The following is a 13,579-nucleotide window of genomic DNA, read 5'->3' as shown; positions in this document are numbered from 1 at the left end:
GCGATGAGTGCTCCGGGTACCCGTACTGTGTCGGGTGATGATTGAGGTGACAATTCGGTAAAAAGCGCGCTACAAAAGCGCGGTATAAAAGCGACGCCTCAGCGAGCGTCCGATCCTTCGACGGCAGGCCGCCGCGTGCTCGCGGGCCTCGCCATGGCGGAATGCGCTTCGGCCTCGGGGTTGGCGACGCTCACGCGCACGCCGCGCCAGATCACGTGCGAGCCGAACGCGGCCGAAAGCCACTGCAGGGCCAGCAGCACGTCGCGCAGCGGCACGAGCGGCAAATCGCGCCAGAACCCGCGCCAGCTTCCGCTCGCTCGCGCGTGCAGTATCAAACGCGCAATGATACCCGCCATCGTGGCCGTGGCGAGCCCGGCCAGCGCCGCGCGCGTCGTCGCGCACGCGCCGATGCCCGCGCCCGCAGCGAGCAGGCCGTAGAACAGCGCGCCCAGCACGAGCCACGGCGTGGGAAACGTAATGAACAGCGAAGCGAAGCCCGCCGGATTCACCGAGCGGATGGTGCGCAGCCAGCGCGTCTCGCGCAGCCAAAGCGAGCCGAAGGTCGGCTCGATCACGTCGGTGGCGACCACCACGGGCGCCAGCACCGTGGCGAGGCCGTGATCGCGCGCATAGCGGGCGAGCAGATAGTCGTCGGCAAGGCAGTCCTTGAGTGCGGCGAAACCGCCGATGCGCTCGAGCGTCGCACGGGAAAGCGCGAGCGTCGCGCCAAAACCGAACGCGCGCGAACCTGTGGAATGCGCCACGCGCACCGAAGGCGCGAACCACTCGTTGATGAAGAGCGCGCCCACGCGGGGCCAGAAACCGCCGATGCTGCGGGCGCTGTAGAGACAGGTCACGACGCCCACGTCCGGGTCGGCGAGCGGCGCGGTGACGATCTCCAGATAGTCGGGCTCGACGGCGATATCGCTGTCGGCCACGACGATCGCGTCGTAGCGCGCGCGCGCCGCCAGATTGATGAGGTTGCTCACCTTGAGATTGCTGCCGTGCACACGCGGGTCGATCACGAGCTCGATGTCGTGGCCGGGATATGCCGCCTGCAACCGGCGCACCACGGCAATGGCCGGGTCCGCCGGCGACGACACGCCGAACAGCAACTGAAAACGCGGATGCCGCTGCTCGCAGAAGGTCGCGAGATTCTCGTAGAGGCGCGGCTCGGCGCCGCACAAGGGCTTGAGCACGCTCACGGGCTGCGGTTGCGCACGGCGCGCGCGGCACGCCGCTTCGCGTACGAGCGCGGCCGAACCGAGGCGCGGCATCGTCAGCGCGGCAACGAGGCCGTAGAAAGCGGCCACGCCGCACAGCACGACCACGACCCAGACGAGCACGGGCCAGGGCGCCTGGATGGCGAAAACCTGCGCCACCGTCATGACGCGCCGCCTTGGCCGGTCACGTGGGCCGAGCCGCGCTCGCCGCGGGCTGCGCGCAAGTGGAGAAGCTCCTGCGGTGCCCCGACCGGAATTCGCGTTTCACCACGTACCATTTCCCTGCCCTGAAAATCCAGAAATAAGCCGCGCATCTTAGCCGCATTACGCATTTGAAGCGTGAAACCAGACAACGGATGCCGGTTTGCAGGATGCGAGGTCATTGAACAAACAACGAATGGAGATAAACCATCGTATGAAACCGTTGGACATGGTCGATCCCCGATTCGACGCCAAAAATTGTATCAGCAAGCTCCGTCAGTTGCTTCCGACGGACGCGGGAAAATGCGTTGCCAAAGTTGTAAAAGCGTAACTATTTCAGCGATTAAACAGCCGCCTTCCAGGGCTTTTCCGCCCCGAAAAAATTCGGTAAGCATATAGAAATGATTCTTTAATAAATCTGAATTGAGAGCGCGCCTTTTGCATTGAAACAGGAGTAGTTCTCGTTAATATTCAAATCGACTGGACGCAAAAGCAATCAGCCACTCTGAACCCACGCCGGCTGCATGGGTTCCCGAAGGCCGCCAGCACGAACGAAAGTGGTTTGGCACAATGGCCGCACCTTGCGACTGCCTTGCGGCCTCGCGTCGGGCAACCGGCGCACGGCACGCGCGTCGCGCTCTCCACACCACGCCCCACGCTAGCCCATGACCCTCTTCTCCGTACTCGACCTCTCGCCCATCCCGGCAGGCTCCCATGCCGGCGCCGCGCTGCACAACACGCTCGATCTCGCCCGCCACGCCGAGCGCCTCGGCTACCACCGCTTCTGGCTGGCCGAGCATCACAACATGACGGGCATCGCCAGCGCGGCGACTTCGGTGGTGATCGGTTACGTGGCGGGCGGCACGCAGACCATCCGCGTGGGCTCGGGCGGGATCATGCTGCCGAACCACGCGCCGCTCGTGATTGCCGAGCAGTTCGGCACGCTCGAAGCGCTCTACCCCGGCCGCATCGACCTCGGCCTCGGGCGCGCGCCCGGCACCGACCAGACCACGGCGCGCGCGCTGCGCCGCGACCTGCAGGGCAGCGCCGACAGCTTCCCCGACGACGTGGCCGAGCTGCAGCGCTATTTCGCCTCGCCCGTGGAAGGCCAGCGCGTGCGCGCCGTGCCCGGCGCGGGTTTGAACGTGCCGCTCTACATCCTCGGCTCGAGCCTCTACGGCGCACAGCTCGCGGCGGCCATGGGTCTGCCGTTCGCGTTCGCCTCGCACTTCGCGCCCGACCATCTGCTCACGGCACTGCGTCTGTACCGCTCGCAGTTCCGTCCGTCGGCGGTGCTCGCCAAACCCCATGCGATGGTCGGCGTGAACGTGTTCGGCGCGCCCACCAACGAAGAAGCGCGCTTTCTCTTCACCTCGCTGCAGCAGCAGTTCGTGAATCTGCGGCGCGGTACGCCAGGGCAGTTGCCGCCGCCGGTCGAGCAGATCGCGGCAAACGAGTTCGAACTCGCCGGCGTGTCGCACTCGCTCGCCTGCTCCGTGGTCGGCGACCAGGAGACCGTGCGCGCGGGCCTCGCCTCGGTGATCGAGCAGACCGGCGCGGACGAGCTCATCGTCACCGCGCAGATCTACGACCACGCGGCGCGCCTGCGTTCATTCGAGATGGCGGCGCAGGCGCGCGATGAATTGAAGGAAGCCGCCGCGGGACGGTAACCGCGCCCGCCCTCGAGCGCGCCCTCACTGCGCGGTGTTCAACGCGTCGAGACCCTTGAGCAGCGCGGCATGAAACGCCCGCGGATCCTGCATTTGCGGCGCGTGCCCGAGATCGGCGAACTCCAGCAGCGTCGCGTGAGGAATGGCGCGCTGCGCGGCTTTGGCCAGCACCGGATAGTGCCCGAGCTGCGCGCGCACCTCGGGCGGCGCGAGATCCTTGCCGATGGCGGTCGTGTCCTTGTCGCCGATGAGCAAGAGCGTCGGCATCTGCAACTGGCCGAACTCGTAGATCACCGGCTGCGTGTAGATCATGTCGTAGAGCAGTGCCGAATCCCACGCCACCTGCGTCTTGCCCGGCCCGCGATACATGCCCGCCAGCATCTGCACCCACGGCTCGTAGGCCGGGCGCCACTGGCCCGCGTAATAGGTGGCCTGCTCGTAGCGGCGAATGCCGTCGGCGTTCGTCTTGAGCTCGCGCGCGTACCAGTCGTCCACCGAAATCGACGGCACGCCCTTCGCCTTCCAGTCTTCCAGCCCGATCGGGTTCACGAGCACGAGCTGCTCCGTTTCGCGCGGATACATGAGCGCGTAGCGCACCGCCAGCATGCCGCCCGTCGAATGGCCGACGATCGTCGCGTCATGCACGCCGAGCGCCGCGAGCAGCGCATGCGTGTTGCGCGCGAGCTGCTGAAAGCTGAACTGGTACGCAGCGGGCTTGCTCGACTTGCAAAAGCCAATCTGGTCCGGCGCGATCACGCGGTAGCCCGCGGCGTGCAACTCGCGGACGGTGGCGTCCCACGTCGCCGAGCAAAAGTTCTTGCCGTGCAGCAGGACCACTGTGCGCCCGTTCGGTTTCGCGGGCTGCACGTCCATGTACGCCATATGCAGCGTTTGGCCCTGCGAAACGAACGCAAAGTCATGCACGGGATGCGGATACTCGAAGCCCTGCAGCTCGGGGCCATACGCGGGGCCGTCGGGCGTCTCGATCGCGGCTTGCGCTGACGACGCCGCCGAAGCCCCGCTCGCCTCGGAGTCGGCAGCGAGGGCGACGTGACAGAGCGCGGCCGCACTCAGCGCGGCAACGAAGGGAGCAAGGCGGGCAAGCGAGTGGTTCAGGATGGCTCTCATCGACGGGAGATCGGGCGAAAGGTCGGACAGAAAAAACAGGACGGCGAAATGGCGCCGGTACAGCCAGCGATTCTAGCGGTCCCGCCCCGCTCATGCCGGCTTTCTCGCCCGGCGAACCTTAGCGGCATGCCGTTTGCTGCTCATCAGCGCCTCGCACGACTGCGGCGCGCATCTCCGGCCCCGGGCACTGGCAATTCGCGCTACGCTGCATTCGGTGCTAGAACAGTCAATACAGGACGCACGAGACGTCCGCGACGCGAAATACGCACGCGTGTTGCACCGCGAAACGCGCCGCATCAGGGACACGCGAAGCACGCGAGAGAAGGACCGCACCGGCCCGGGCACGACGAGGCGGGCCGCGGCGGCCGTACCGGGGGGCACAACAAGGAGACGACCATGGAAACTCCGGCAAGCCTCAACGATCTGCAACGCACCACCCTCGCCATCGTGCTCGCTGGCGGCCGCGGCACGCGCTTAGGGCCCCTCACCAACAAGCGCGTGAAGCCGGCCGTGTACTTCGGCGGCAAGTACCGCATCATCGATTTCGCCCTCTCGAACTGCCTGAATTCGGGCATCCGCCGCATTGCGGTCGTCACCCAGTACAAGGCGCACTCGCTCTTGCGCCATCTGCAGCGCGGCTGGGGCTTCCTGCGCGGCGAATTCAACGAGTTCCTCGACCTGTGGCCCGCGCAGCAGCGCGTGGAAGGCGCGCACTGGTATCGGGGCACCGCCGACGCCGTGTACCAGAACCTCGACATCATCCGCTCGATCAGTCCGAAGTACGTGGTGGTGCTGGCCGGCGACCACATCTACAAGATGGACTACACGCGCATGATCGCCGACCATGCCGCGAGCGGCGCCGACTGCACGGTGGGCTGCATCGAGGTCCCGCGCATGGAAGCGCGCGCGTTCGGCGTGATGGCCGTGGACGAGTCGCGCCGCGTGACCGGCTTCGTCGAAAAGCCCGACGATCCGCCCGCCATGCCCGGCCGCCCCGACATCGCGCTCGCGAGCATGGGCATCTACGTGTTCGACACGAACTATCTCGTCCATCTGCTCGAAGAGAACATTTCGCGCTCGGCCACCGACCACGACTTCGGCAAGGACATCATTCCGCGCGTGGTGAGCGACGGCCACGCCATCGCGCATCCGTTCAGCATGTCGTGCGTGTCGTCGGACCCGTCCGCCGAACCGTACTGGCGCGACGTGGGCACGGTCGACGCCTACTGGTCCGCCAACCTCGACCTCGCCTCGACCATCCCCGCGCTCGATCTCTACGACCGCAACTGGCCGATCTGGACCTACCAGGAGCAGTTGCCGCCCGCCAAGTTCGTGCGCGACCTCAACGGCCTGCAAGGCTCGGGCACCAACCTGATCGTGTGCGGCGGCAGCGTGATCTCGGGTTCGCAGATTTCGCGCTCGGTGCTCTCGTCGAATGTCGTCGTGCAGTCGTTCTGCAACATTGCCGAGGCAGTCTTGTCGCCACAGGTGACGGTGGGCACGAGTTGCCGGCTGCGCAAGGTCGTCGTGGACCGCGGCTGCACGATACCCAACGGCACCGTGATCGGCGAAGACGCCACGCGCGACGCCGAACGCTTTTATCGCACCGAGAGCGGCGTCGTACTCGTCACGAGCGAGGCGCTGGCGAAATTGCCTGGCTAGTCATGCGTCTGGCGAAGCCGGTCCGCCAGATCGGCTTCGCCTAAGGACGCGCCAAACCCTTAAGCAACCCGAGCACCGAGAGGACTGACTCCCGATGACCATTCGCGTCCTGCACGTAGCCAGCGAGCTGTATCCGCTCCTGAAGACCGGCGGCCTCGCCGACGTCACCGCCGCCCTGCCTGCCGCGCTGATCGAACAGGGCGCCGACGCCCGCCTGCTGCTGCCGGGCTTCGCGCCCGTGGCGGCGGGGCTCGAGGACCTGCGCACCGTCGCGCGCCTCGCGCGCACGTTCGGCGCGCCCGAGGCGACGCTGGAACTCGGGCGCCTGCCCGGCAGCGAGCTGGCCGTCTACATGATCCGCGCCGATGCGTTCTACGCGCGCCCCGGCAACCCCTATCTCGACGCCGAGCACGTGCCCTACGGCGACAACGCCCAGCGTTTCGCGCTGCTCGGCTGGACCGCCGCGCAACTCGCGCTGCACCTCGATGCCGACTGGGCGCCCGCCATCGTGCAGGCGCACGACTGGCACGCGGGGCTCGCGCCGGCCTATCTGCGCGCGGCGGCGCGCGAGCGCGGCACGAGCATGGCGCCCGGCGGCGCGCGCTCGATCTTCACGATTCACAACCTCGCGTACCAGGGCATCTTCCCCGCGCAGCAGTTCGAGACGCTCGGCCTGCCGCGCGACTTCTTCGACATGCATGGCGTGGAGTTCTACGGCCAGCTTTCATTTCTGAAAGCCGGCCTCTATTTCGCCGACAAGATCACGACGGTGAGCCCGACCTACGCGCGCGAGATTCAGACCGTCGCCCAGGGCGGCGGCCTCGAGGCGCTGCTGCGCGGACGCACGCACGATCTCGTCGGCATCCTCAATGGCGTGGACTACGCCGTCTGGAATCCGTCGAGCGACGCGGCCATCGCCACGCGCTATTCGGCCACGCGCCAGAGCGGCAAGATGCGCTGCAAGGCGGCGCTGCAGGCGCGCCTGAAGCTCGCGCAGAAGCACGACGCCCCGGTGTTCGGCGTGGTGAGCCGGCTCACCGAGCAAAAGGGCCTCGACCTGCTGCTCGCGGCGCTGCCCGAGATCGTCGCGCGCGGCGGGCAGCTCGTCGTGCTCGGCACCGGCGACCCCAGCCTCGAACAGGGCTACGCGCGCGCCGCGCACCAGCATCCCGAATCGGTGGCCGTGGAACTGGGCTTCGACGAGACGCTCGCCCACGAGATCGTCGCGGGCGCCGACGTGATGATGGTCCCCTCGCGCTTCGAGCCGTGCGGCCTCACACAGCTCTATGCGCTTGCTTATGGCGCCCTGCCGCTCGTGCACCGCGTGGGCGGACTCGCCGATACGGTGGTCGACGCCTCGCTGGAAAATCTCGCCGATAGTCTCGCCACCGGCTTCGTGTTCGAGCGTTTCGAGCCCGACGCGCTCACGGCCGCGATCCGCCGCGCCTTCGCGCTCTATGGGCGCAGCCGCGACTGGCGCGACACGCGCACGCGTGCAATGCAACAGGACTTCGGCTGGGCGGCGTCGGCGCAACGCTACATGGCGCTCTATCGCGAGCTGGCCGGTCAACACGTCGTGGCCTAGCGCCTGCCCAGGCGCAGCGCTGGCGCTCGCGGCAGGCGCACACGCAACACCGCGCCCACGCATCCATCGACTGGGCGCAGCGAATTCGGTTATCGTTGCTGCACCTGCGCAAAGGCGCGCTGCTCGAAGCGCCGCAAGCGATAACGAAATCTGGACCGGCCATGAAAAACGTTTTGAGCATCCAGTCGCACGTCGTGTTCGGTCACGCGGGCAACAGCGCCGCGGTGTTTCCCATGCGCCGCCTGGGCGTCAATGTCTGGCCGCTCAACACGGTGCAGTTCTCGAATCACACGCAATACGGCCACTGGACCGGCGCCGCCATCGACTCGGACGAGGTCGTGGATCTCGTCGAAGGCATTGGCGCGATCGGCGTGCTGCCGCGCTGCGATGCGGTGCTGTCGGGCTACCTCGGCACCCCCGAGCAGGCCCAGGCCGTGATCGACGTGGTGCGCGCCGTGAAGGCCGCCAACCCGCAGGCGCGCTACTTTTGCGACCCGGTGATGGGCACGCTCAACGCCGAGAACGGCTGCCGCGTCGAACCCGGCATCCAGGAGTTCCTCGTGCGCAACATGCCCGAGGTCGCCGACGCGATGATCCCCAATCACATCGAGCTGCAACGGCTCGTGGGCCGCGAGATCGAGACCGCGGAAGAAGGCGTGCTCGCGTGCCGCGAACTGTTGCGCCGCGGCCCGAAGCTGGTCCTCGTGAAACATCTGCTCGACCGCAACAGCCCTGCCGACCGCTTCAACATGCTCGTCGTGACCGAGCATGAAGCGTGGCTCGGCCAGCGCCCGCTCTACCCGTTCGCGCGCCAGCCGGTGGGCGTGGGCGACGTGACGAGCGCGGTGTTCGTCGCGCGCCTGATGCTCGGCGACTCGCTGCGCCGCGCGTTCGAACACACGCTCGCGGCCGTGAACGCCGTGGTGAAGGCGACTTACGACGCAGGCCGTTACGAACTGGAAATCGTCGCGGCGCAAGACCAGATCGCGCGCCCGCGCGAATGGTTCGACGCCTGGGCGGTGGAAGCCGCCTAAACTGAAGCGGTGCGCGCGCGGCCTATAATGCCGTCCGCATGACTTGCGGCGGCCAGACACAGCGCACGGCCGCGGCGCCCACCGTCTTTAGAGAATGACCGATGTCCGATTCAATCCGTAGCGAACAGGAAGAGTATTTCGAGCAGCTTTGCCTCGCCGTCGACGCCGGCGAGACCCACGAGCAGGAAGCCATCGAATACTTCGAGGAACAAAGCCACGAAAGCGATTTCGATCCCGCCGTGTGGCTCGACATCGCGCTTTACTATGCGCCCGACGTCGCACGCGGCATCATCGACTTCGTCGACGAGAGCGACCGCCAACGCAGCGACATCGCCCAGACCATTGCCGACACGCTCGACATCTCGTACGGCGACGACGAATGCGAACGCTTCGAAGCGACGATTCGCTTTGCGCTCGCCAACGGCATTCCCGTCGATCTCGACGTGGTGCTCGACGGCTGCAACCGCGCGCTCGACGACCTCGAAGGATGGGCGAGCGCCGACACCATGGCGCCGCTCGTGCACCTGCGCGACGCGCTCTTCGAACTGCAAAGGGGCGAGTAGCCCACCCGCGCGACACGGCGTGAGCGATTGACCCGGCGGCCTGCTATATTGCTCGCCATCCGCCGCCTCACGAAGGCGCGCGCCCAGCCGGCGCACATGGGGACCCGGCTGAGCCACCCCACCCACGCGCGCAGCCGTCGCACAGCCCGTCCCGGCAAGCCGCAGTCGCAAACCGCAAGACGCAAGACCGGAAAACGAGACGCCCAGCCTCCGCGCCACGCCGGCGCGCGGCGCGGCGTACCCGGACAAAACGCACACAAGAACACCGCGCCGCTGTCGCGCAAGGAGTCACCATGAGTCTCGCTGCCGCGCCTGGAACCGCTAGCGCCTGCGCATTCGCCCAGCCGCACCGTGCGTGCCGCAAGCTTGCGGCCGGGCTCCTGATCGGCGCGCTGGCCACCGTCGGGACGCTCGGCGCGAGCCGCAGCGCCCTGGCCGCCGGCCCGCTCGACGTGCGCATCGGCTTTGTCTCGCCGCTCTCGGGCGACTACGCCAATTACGGCCGCGATCTGCAAAACGGCGTGCAGCTCGCCCTCGACGATGCGAACGCGCAAAACCTCAAGATCGGCGAACAGACGGCGCACTTCGAACTCGTCCCCATCGACGACCGCAGCGACCCGCGCCTCGGCGTGCAGGCCGCCGCGACGCTGGCGAATCAGGGGGTGAACGCCGTGGTCGGCCACTTCAATTCGGGCTCGGCCATTCCCGCCTCTCGCATCTATGAGAGCGCCGGCATTCCGATGATCAGCCCCGCGGCCACCAATCCCGTCATCACGTCGCAAGGCTTCGCCAACACCTTCATGGTGATTGCAAACGACGCGCAGAACGCAGGCATCGCCGGCGCGTGGGCCGTGGACGTGATGAAGGCCAAACGCGTGGCCATCATCGACGACCGCACCGCCTTCGGCCAGGGCGAAGCCGACGTGTTCGAGCGCGCGGTGCGCGAGCATGGCGGCAACGTGGTGGCGCGCGAGTTCGCGGAAAGCATCGCGAGCGACTTCGGCCCGCAGCTCGCGAAAATCAAGGCCGCCGATGCCGATCTGCTCTACTTCGGCGGCCTCGCGCACCAGGGCGCGGCGCTCGCGAAGCAGATGAAGGCGCGCAGCATGAACGCGCAGTTCGTGGGCGGCGGCGGCGTGGCGAACGCCGACTTCACCCAGGCCGCGGGCGCAGCCGCCGAAGGCGCGATGGCCTGGGAGTATGGCCGCCCGCTCGCGCAGCTGCCGGAGGGCCCGCGTTTCGAGCAGGCTTTCAAAGCCCGCTTCGGCGCCAACGTGCTCGCCTACGCGCCGTTCGGCTACGACGCGGCGTGGGCCGCGATCCACGCGATGGTCAATGCGAAATCGGCGCAGCCCGAGGTTTACCGCAGCGCGCTCAAGGCGCTCGCCTTCGACGGCGTGACGGGCCGCATCGCCTTCGAGCCGGACGGCTCGCTCAAGAACGGCGCCTCCACGCTCTGGCAGGTGAAGAAAGGCGTGTGGGTGCCGGTGACGACGCGCGGCGGCTGAGCCCCTCACGGTTGCTGCGGCGCGCTCGCCGCCCGCACGACGATCTGCGCGTGTGTGTCGCGCTCGATGCGCACGAGCGCGTCGCGCATCTGCGCGAATTCGTCGGCCGTGCACATCTGGTGGCCAAAACGCGCCGCCAGCCGCCGCTCGATCTGCAGCGTGCGCGAGCGCGCGTCGAACACGTAGTGCGACGTGTAGTCGAGAAACGTGTCGCTCACCTGCGTGTCTTGCGGCACGTCGGTCACGCGCGCGAACGCGGGCAGCACGATCTGCGCGCTCTCGGTAAATTCCCCGCCGATGCACGCCCAGGGCTGCGTGCGGCGCGGCTGCGCGAGCCAGCTGTCGATCTGCGTGGCAATGCCGCCCGTGAAGCTGCTCGTCGCGGGGATTGCGGTCGTGCCGTCGCGCCAGACCACATGATCGAGCGTGCCTTCCATCGTCACCGGGAACGGTCCGTCGGTTGCCTCGGTCGGGCCCGTGCTCACGTGCGCGGTGCCGGCGAGGCCGCTGAGCCGCAGGCGCTGCGCCGCGAGTTGCTGCGCCTGCGCGTGGGTCGCGCGGCGAAACGAGTTGCGCTCGGGCTCCGCGCCCGCGCCTTCGTCTTGCACGTAGTAGCTGTAGGCAGCGTCGCCGCTCGCGCCCACCTCGAGCGACAGGCGCGCCGTGCGCTCGCGCCGCTCGGTCGCGGGCGTGCGCGAGAGCACGCCGTCGTCGACGAGCAGCACGGGCCGGTCCATCACGCCCGGCGGCAGGTAGCCGAACGCGTAGCCGCCCGAGGAAGTGTCCGCATACACGCTGAGGTCGGGCAGCCACGCGATCGCATGGTTGATCGCATGCGCGCCATAGCCCGGCACGTCGGGCAGCGTGTAGACGGGGCCGAGATTGAGCAGCACGGGCTCGGCGCGTATGCCGACTGCCGCGAGCAGCGCGCTGAAGAGCGCCACGTGGTCCTTGCAGTCGCCGTAGCGGTTGCGCAGGATGTCGGTCGCGCGATGCGGCACCGCCGCTGTCTCGCCAAGAAACAGCGCGACGTAGCGGATATTGAAGCGCATCCAGTCGTAAATGCGGCGCGCCTTGTCGCGCGGGTCGCTCACGCCCGCCGTGAGCGCCTGCGCGAGCGCTGCGATGGCCGGATCGGTCGAGGTGGGATCGGCGGCGGCATCGCGATAGCGCGCGGCGAACGCGGCAAAGTCGGGCACCGCCGACACCATCAGCCGGTCGCCCCAGTTCACGTACGCCACCGCCCCCGCTTCGAGCGGCGCATAGGGGCCGTGCCGGTAGTCGAACGCGTAGCGGGTACGGCCGTTCGCCGTCTCGGGGGCGAGCGCCGTGTAGCCGCGCGCGTCGGCGTGGAGCGGCACGTCGGCGGGCAAATCGAAGATGAGGCGCTGAAACTCCACCGGTTCGCCGGTCGGCTCGACGAAGTACGAGAACGTGCCCGCGTCGAGCGCCTTCGCGCGGCGTTTGGCGAAATGCAGATGCACGCGCGACCCGACCTGGACGCCCGGAAAGATCACCGTGCGCAGCACGCCGTCCTCGAACGTTGGCGCGCCCGCCGAGCGCGGCTCCTGCACGTCGCGAATGCCGCTCGCGCCAACCGCGTGTGCGCTGCCGTCCGGATCGATGGTCTCGGCCGAGAGCTGGGTAATCGTTTCGGTATCCTTATTGAACCAGACGTAACGCTGGGCGATCTCGTCCACGCCGGCGGTGGTGTTGGCGCGCAGCACGGTGTCGTCGTCCTCGACGACCGAGCCGTCCTGCTGCACGACGAACAGATGCACGTCGCGTTCGAGCGTGTATGGCGGGACGTCGGTTTGCGCAGCGCGATCGGCGGGCTCGACGCGCGCCGCGCTGTCGGGGCTTCGGTCGCTCGCCTGGGCGCGGGCATGGCCGCTCGCGATCGTCAGAATCAACGCGAGGGGCAACGCGAGGCCCAGCGCAAAGCACGACGCGACGCACCGGGCGCCGCGCCTGATCCCCTCGCCTCGCGTCATGAGCGTCTCAGGCGCGCGCCGCTGCTTGCGCGGCGTTCGGCCAAGACGTCCGCGCGAGATGACGCTCGCGCTGCGCAGCACGCCATGCGCGGGGACTCGCGCCGAACTCCGTGCGAAACGCCGCGTTGAAGTTCGACAGATCATTGAAGCCGCTTGCGAGCGCAACATCGACGATCTTCGTTTCGTCGTCGTCGGCGAGACGCAGTGCGGCGGCGCGCAATCGCGCGCGCAGCAGATATTGATGCGGGGTCACGCCGGCCACCGCCGCGAAGGTGCGCAGAAAATAGAACTCACTCACGCCCGCCGCGCTCGCGAGGCTGGCGAGCGTATGCGCATCGTCGGGCGTTTCGTCGATCAGGCGCAGCGTCGCCACCACGCGTGCCGCCGCGGCGGCGCCCGGCGTGGCAGAGGTGGCCGCGTCCTTGCCGCTCGCGACCACCCGCAAGGTCGTGAGCGCCAGTTTCAGCGCGATTTCATCCCAGGCGGCGGCGCCCAGTGGGGGCGCCTGACGCCGCTCTTGCGCGAGCACGTCGGCGCAAGCGTGCGCCACGAGCGGCGCGAGCGCGCGCACCGGCGGCACCCGCGCGGCCCGCCAGCGGCGCGCCCCGGGTGCGAGGCCCGCGGCCGCGGCCTGCTCGTCGAGCCAGGCGGGGTCGTAATGGAACGAGAGGCAGCGGTCGCCCGCCGCGTGACGGTGGCCGCATTCGAAGCAGGCGCCGGTTTCCCCGAGCATGAGCGCGCCGGGCGTCATCAGCGCGCGCGCGTTGCCGCTGCGGTAGCCGAACACGCCGGCCGCCACGACGGCGAGGCACGCGCTCGTGTGGCGCTCCTCGTAGGGCCGGTCGCCGGGCCCGAGCGTGCAGACGACGTCGTCGACCGACCAGCCGGCGCCCGCCGCGAGCGGGCGCGCCGTGGGCGCACGGCCGCTAGCGGCGCGGCCGTCGCGCTCGCGCTGGGCGAGCGCGCGTTGCAATGAAACGGCGAGACCTTGCACGGCAACCTCGCGGGAAG

General features: G+C 68.4%; 10 protein-coding genes. 6 read left to right on the top strand and 4 right to left on the bottom strand.

Annotation, left to right across the window (positions count from 1 at the left end):
• Positions 1 to 98 precede the first annotated feature (98 nt).
• Positions 99 to 1,388: a bacteriohopanetetrol glucosamine biosynthesis glycosyltransferase HpnI gene (gene hpnI, locus AB4Y42_RS15305; protein WP_368694645.1), complete on the bottom strand. Its 1,290-nt coding sequence runs from the start codon at positions 1,386 to 1,388 to the stop codon at positions 99 to 101.
• Between the two features lie 701 nt (positions 1,389 to 2,089).
• Between hpnI and AB4Y42_RS15300 the strand changes: the two genes are divergently transcribed.
• Positions 2,090 to 3,094 (top strand): LLM class flavin-dependent oxidoreductase, encoded by a 1,005-nt coding sequence (locus tag AB4Y42_RS15300; RefSeq protein WP_368694644.1) that lies wholly within the window; start codon positions 2,090 to 2,092, stop codon positions 3,092 to 3,094.
• A 24-nt stretch (positions 3,095 to 3,118) separates the two neighbouring features.
• On the opposite strand, the gene AB4Y42_RS15295 is transcribed toward AB4Y42_RS15300, so the two are convergent.
• Complete coding sequence (locus AB4Y42_RS15295) at positions 3,119 to 4,222, bottom strand: alpha/beta fold hydrolase (protein WP_368694643.1); 1,104 nt, start codon at positions 4,220 to 4,222, stop codon at positions 3,119 to 3,121.
• Positions 4,223 to 4,618: 396 nt separating this feature from the next.
• On the opposite strand from AB4Y42_RS15295, the gene glgC reads away from it, so the two are divergent.
• The 5 genes from glgC to AB4Y42_RS15270 all read left to right on the top strand — a co-directional run bounded on the left by glgC (position 4,619) and on the right by AB4Y42_RS15270 (position 10,574).
• On the top strand, positions 4,619 to 5,884 hold the full coding sequence (gene glgC, locus AB4Y42_RS15290; protein ID WP_368686496.1) for a glucose-1-phosphate adenylyltransferase: 1,266 nt from the start codon (positions 4,619 to 4,621) through the stop codon (positions 5,882 to 5,884).
• Between the two features lie 94 nt (positions 5,885 to 5,978).
• A complete protein-coding gene (glgA, locus tag AB4Y42_RS15285) occupies positions 5,979 to 7,469 on the top strand; it encodes a glycogen synthase GlgA (RefSeq protein ID WP_368686497.1) in 1,491 nt (496 codons plus the stop codon).
• A 161-nt stretch (positions 7,470 to 7,630) separates the two neighbouring features.
• Entirely contained in the window at positions 7,631 to 8,503 is an 873-nt protein-coding gene (gene pdxY, locus AB4Y42_RS15280) for a pyridoxal kinase PdxY (RefSeq protein WP_368694642.1), read from the top strand.
• Positions 8,504 to 8,604: 101 nt separating this feature from the next.
• A complete protein-coding gene (locus tag AB4Y42_RS15275) occupies positions 8,605 to 9,066 on the top strand; it encodes a hypothetical protein (RefSeq protein ID WP_368694641.1) in 462 nt (153 codons plus the stop codon).
• Between the two features lie 293 nt (positions 9,067 to 9,359).
• Positions 9,360 to 10,574, top strand: a complete 1,215-nt coding sequence (locus tag AB4Y42_RS15270) for a branched-chain amino acid ABC transporter substrate-binding protein (RefSeq protein ID WP_368694640.1) — start codon at positions 9,360 to 9,362, stop codon at positions 10,572 to 10,574.
• 5 nt (positions 10,575 to 10,579) lie between these two features.
• On the opposite strand, the gene AB4Y42_RS15265 is transcribed toward AB4Y42_RS15270, so the two are convergent.
• Both AB4Y42_RS15265 and AB4Y42_RS15260 read right to left on the bottom strand, forming a co-directional pair.
• Complete coding sequence (locus tag AB4Y42_RS15265; RefSeq protein ID WP_368694639.1) at positions 10,580 to 12,568, bottom strand: DUF3857 domain-containing transglutaminase family protein; 1,989 nt, start codon at positions 12,566 to 12,568, stop codon at positions 10,580 to 10,582.
• Positions 12,569 to 12,575: 7 nt separating this feature from the next.
• A complete protein-coding gene (locus AB4Y42_RS15260) occupies positions 12,576 to 13,562 on the bottom strand; it encodes a helix-turn-helix domain-containing protein (protein ID WP_368694638.1) in 987 nt (328 codons plus the stop codon).
• Positions 13,563 to 13,579: the final 17 nt, after the last annotated feature.

Origin of the sequence: Paraburkholderia sp. EG286B, from assembly GCF_040965655.1 — a bacterium.
Taxonomy (GTDB): Bacteria; Pseudomonadota; Gammaproteobacteria; order Burkholderiales; family Burkholderiaceae; genus Paraburkholderia.
This window is presented reverse-complemented; position numbering and strand designations above follow the sequence as displayed.

What these genes read in the sequence shown, in the direction of transcription:
- AB4Y42_RS15265 (WP_368694639.1), bottom strand. Translation starts at nt 12,568, where the DNA reads ATGACGCGAGGCGAGGGGATCAGGCGCGGCGCCCGGTGCGTCGCGTCG.
- glgC (WP_368686496.1), top strand. Translation starts at nt 4,619, where the DNA reads ATGGAAACTCCGGCAAGCCTCAACGATCTGCAACGCACCACCCTCGCC.
- glgA (WP_368686497.1), top strand. Translation starts at nt 5,979, where the DNA reads ATGACCATTCGCGTCCTGCACGTAGCCAGCGAGCTGTATCCGCTCCTG.
- pdxY (WP_368694642.1), top strand. Translation starts at nt 7,631, where the DNA reads ATGAAAAACGTTTTGAGCATCCAGTCGCACGTCGTGTTCGGTCACGCG.
- hpnI (WP_368694645.1), bottom strand. Translation starts at nt 1,388, where the DNA reads ATGACGGTGGCGCAGGTTTTCGCCATCCAGGCGCCCTGGCCCGTGCTC.
- AB4Y42_RS15270 (WP_368694640.1), top strand. Translation starts at nt 9,360, where the DNA reads ATGAGTCTCGCTGCCGCGCCTGGAACCGCTAGCGCCTGCGCATTCGCC.
- AB4Y42_RS15295 (WP_368694643.1), bottom strand. Translation starts at nt 4,222, where the DNA reads ATGAGAGCCATCCTGAACCACTCGCTTGCCCGCCTTGCTCCCTTCGTT.
- AB4Y42_RS15275 (WP_368694641.1), top strand. Translation starts at nt 8,605, where the DNA reads ATGTCCGATTCAATCCGTAGCGAACAGGAAGAGTATTTCGAGCAGCTT.
- AB4Y42_RS15300 (WP_368694644.1), top strand. Translation starts at nt 2,090, where the DNA reads ATGACCCTCTTCTCCGTACTCGACCTCTCGCCCATCCCGGCAGGCTCC.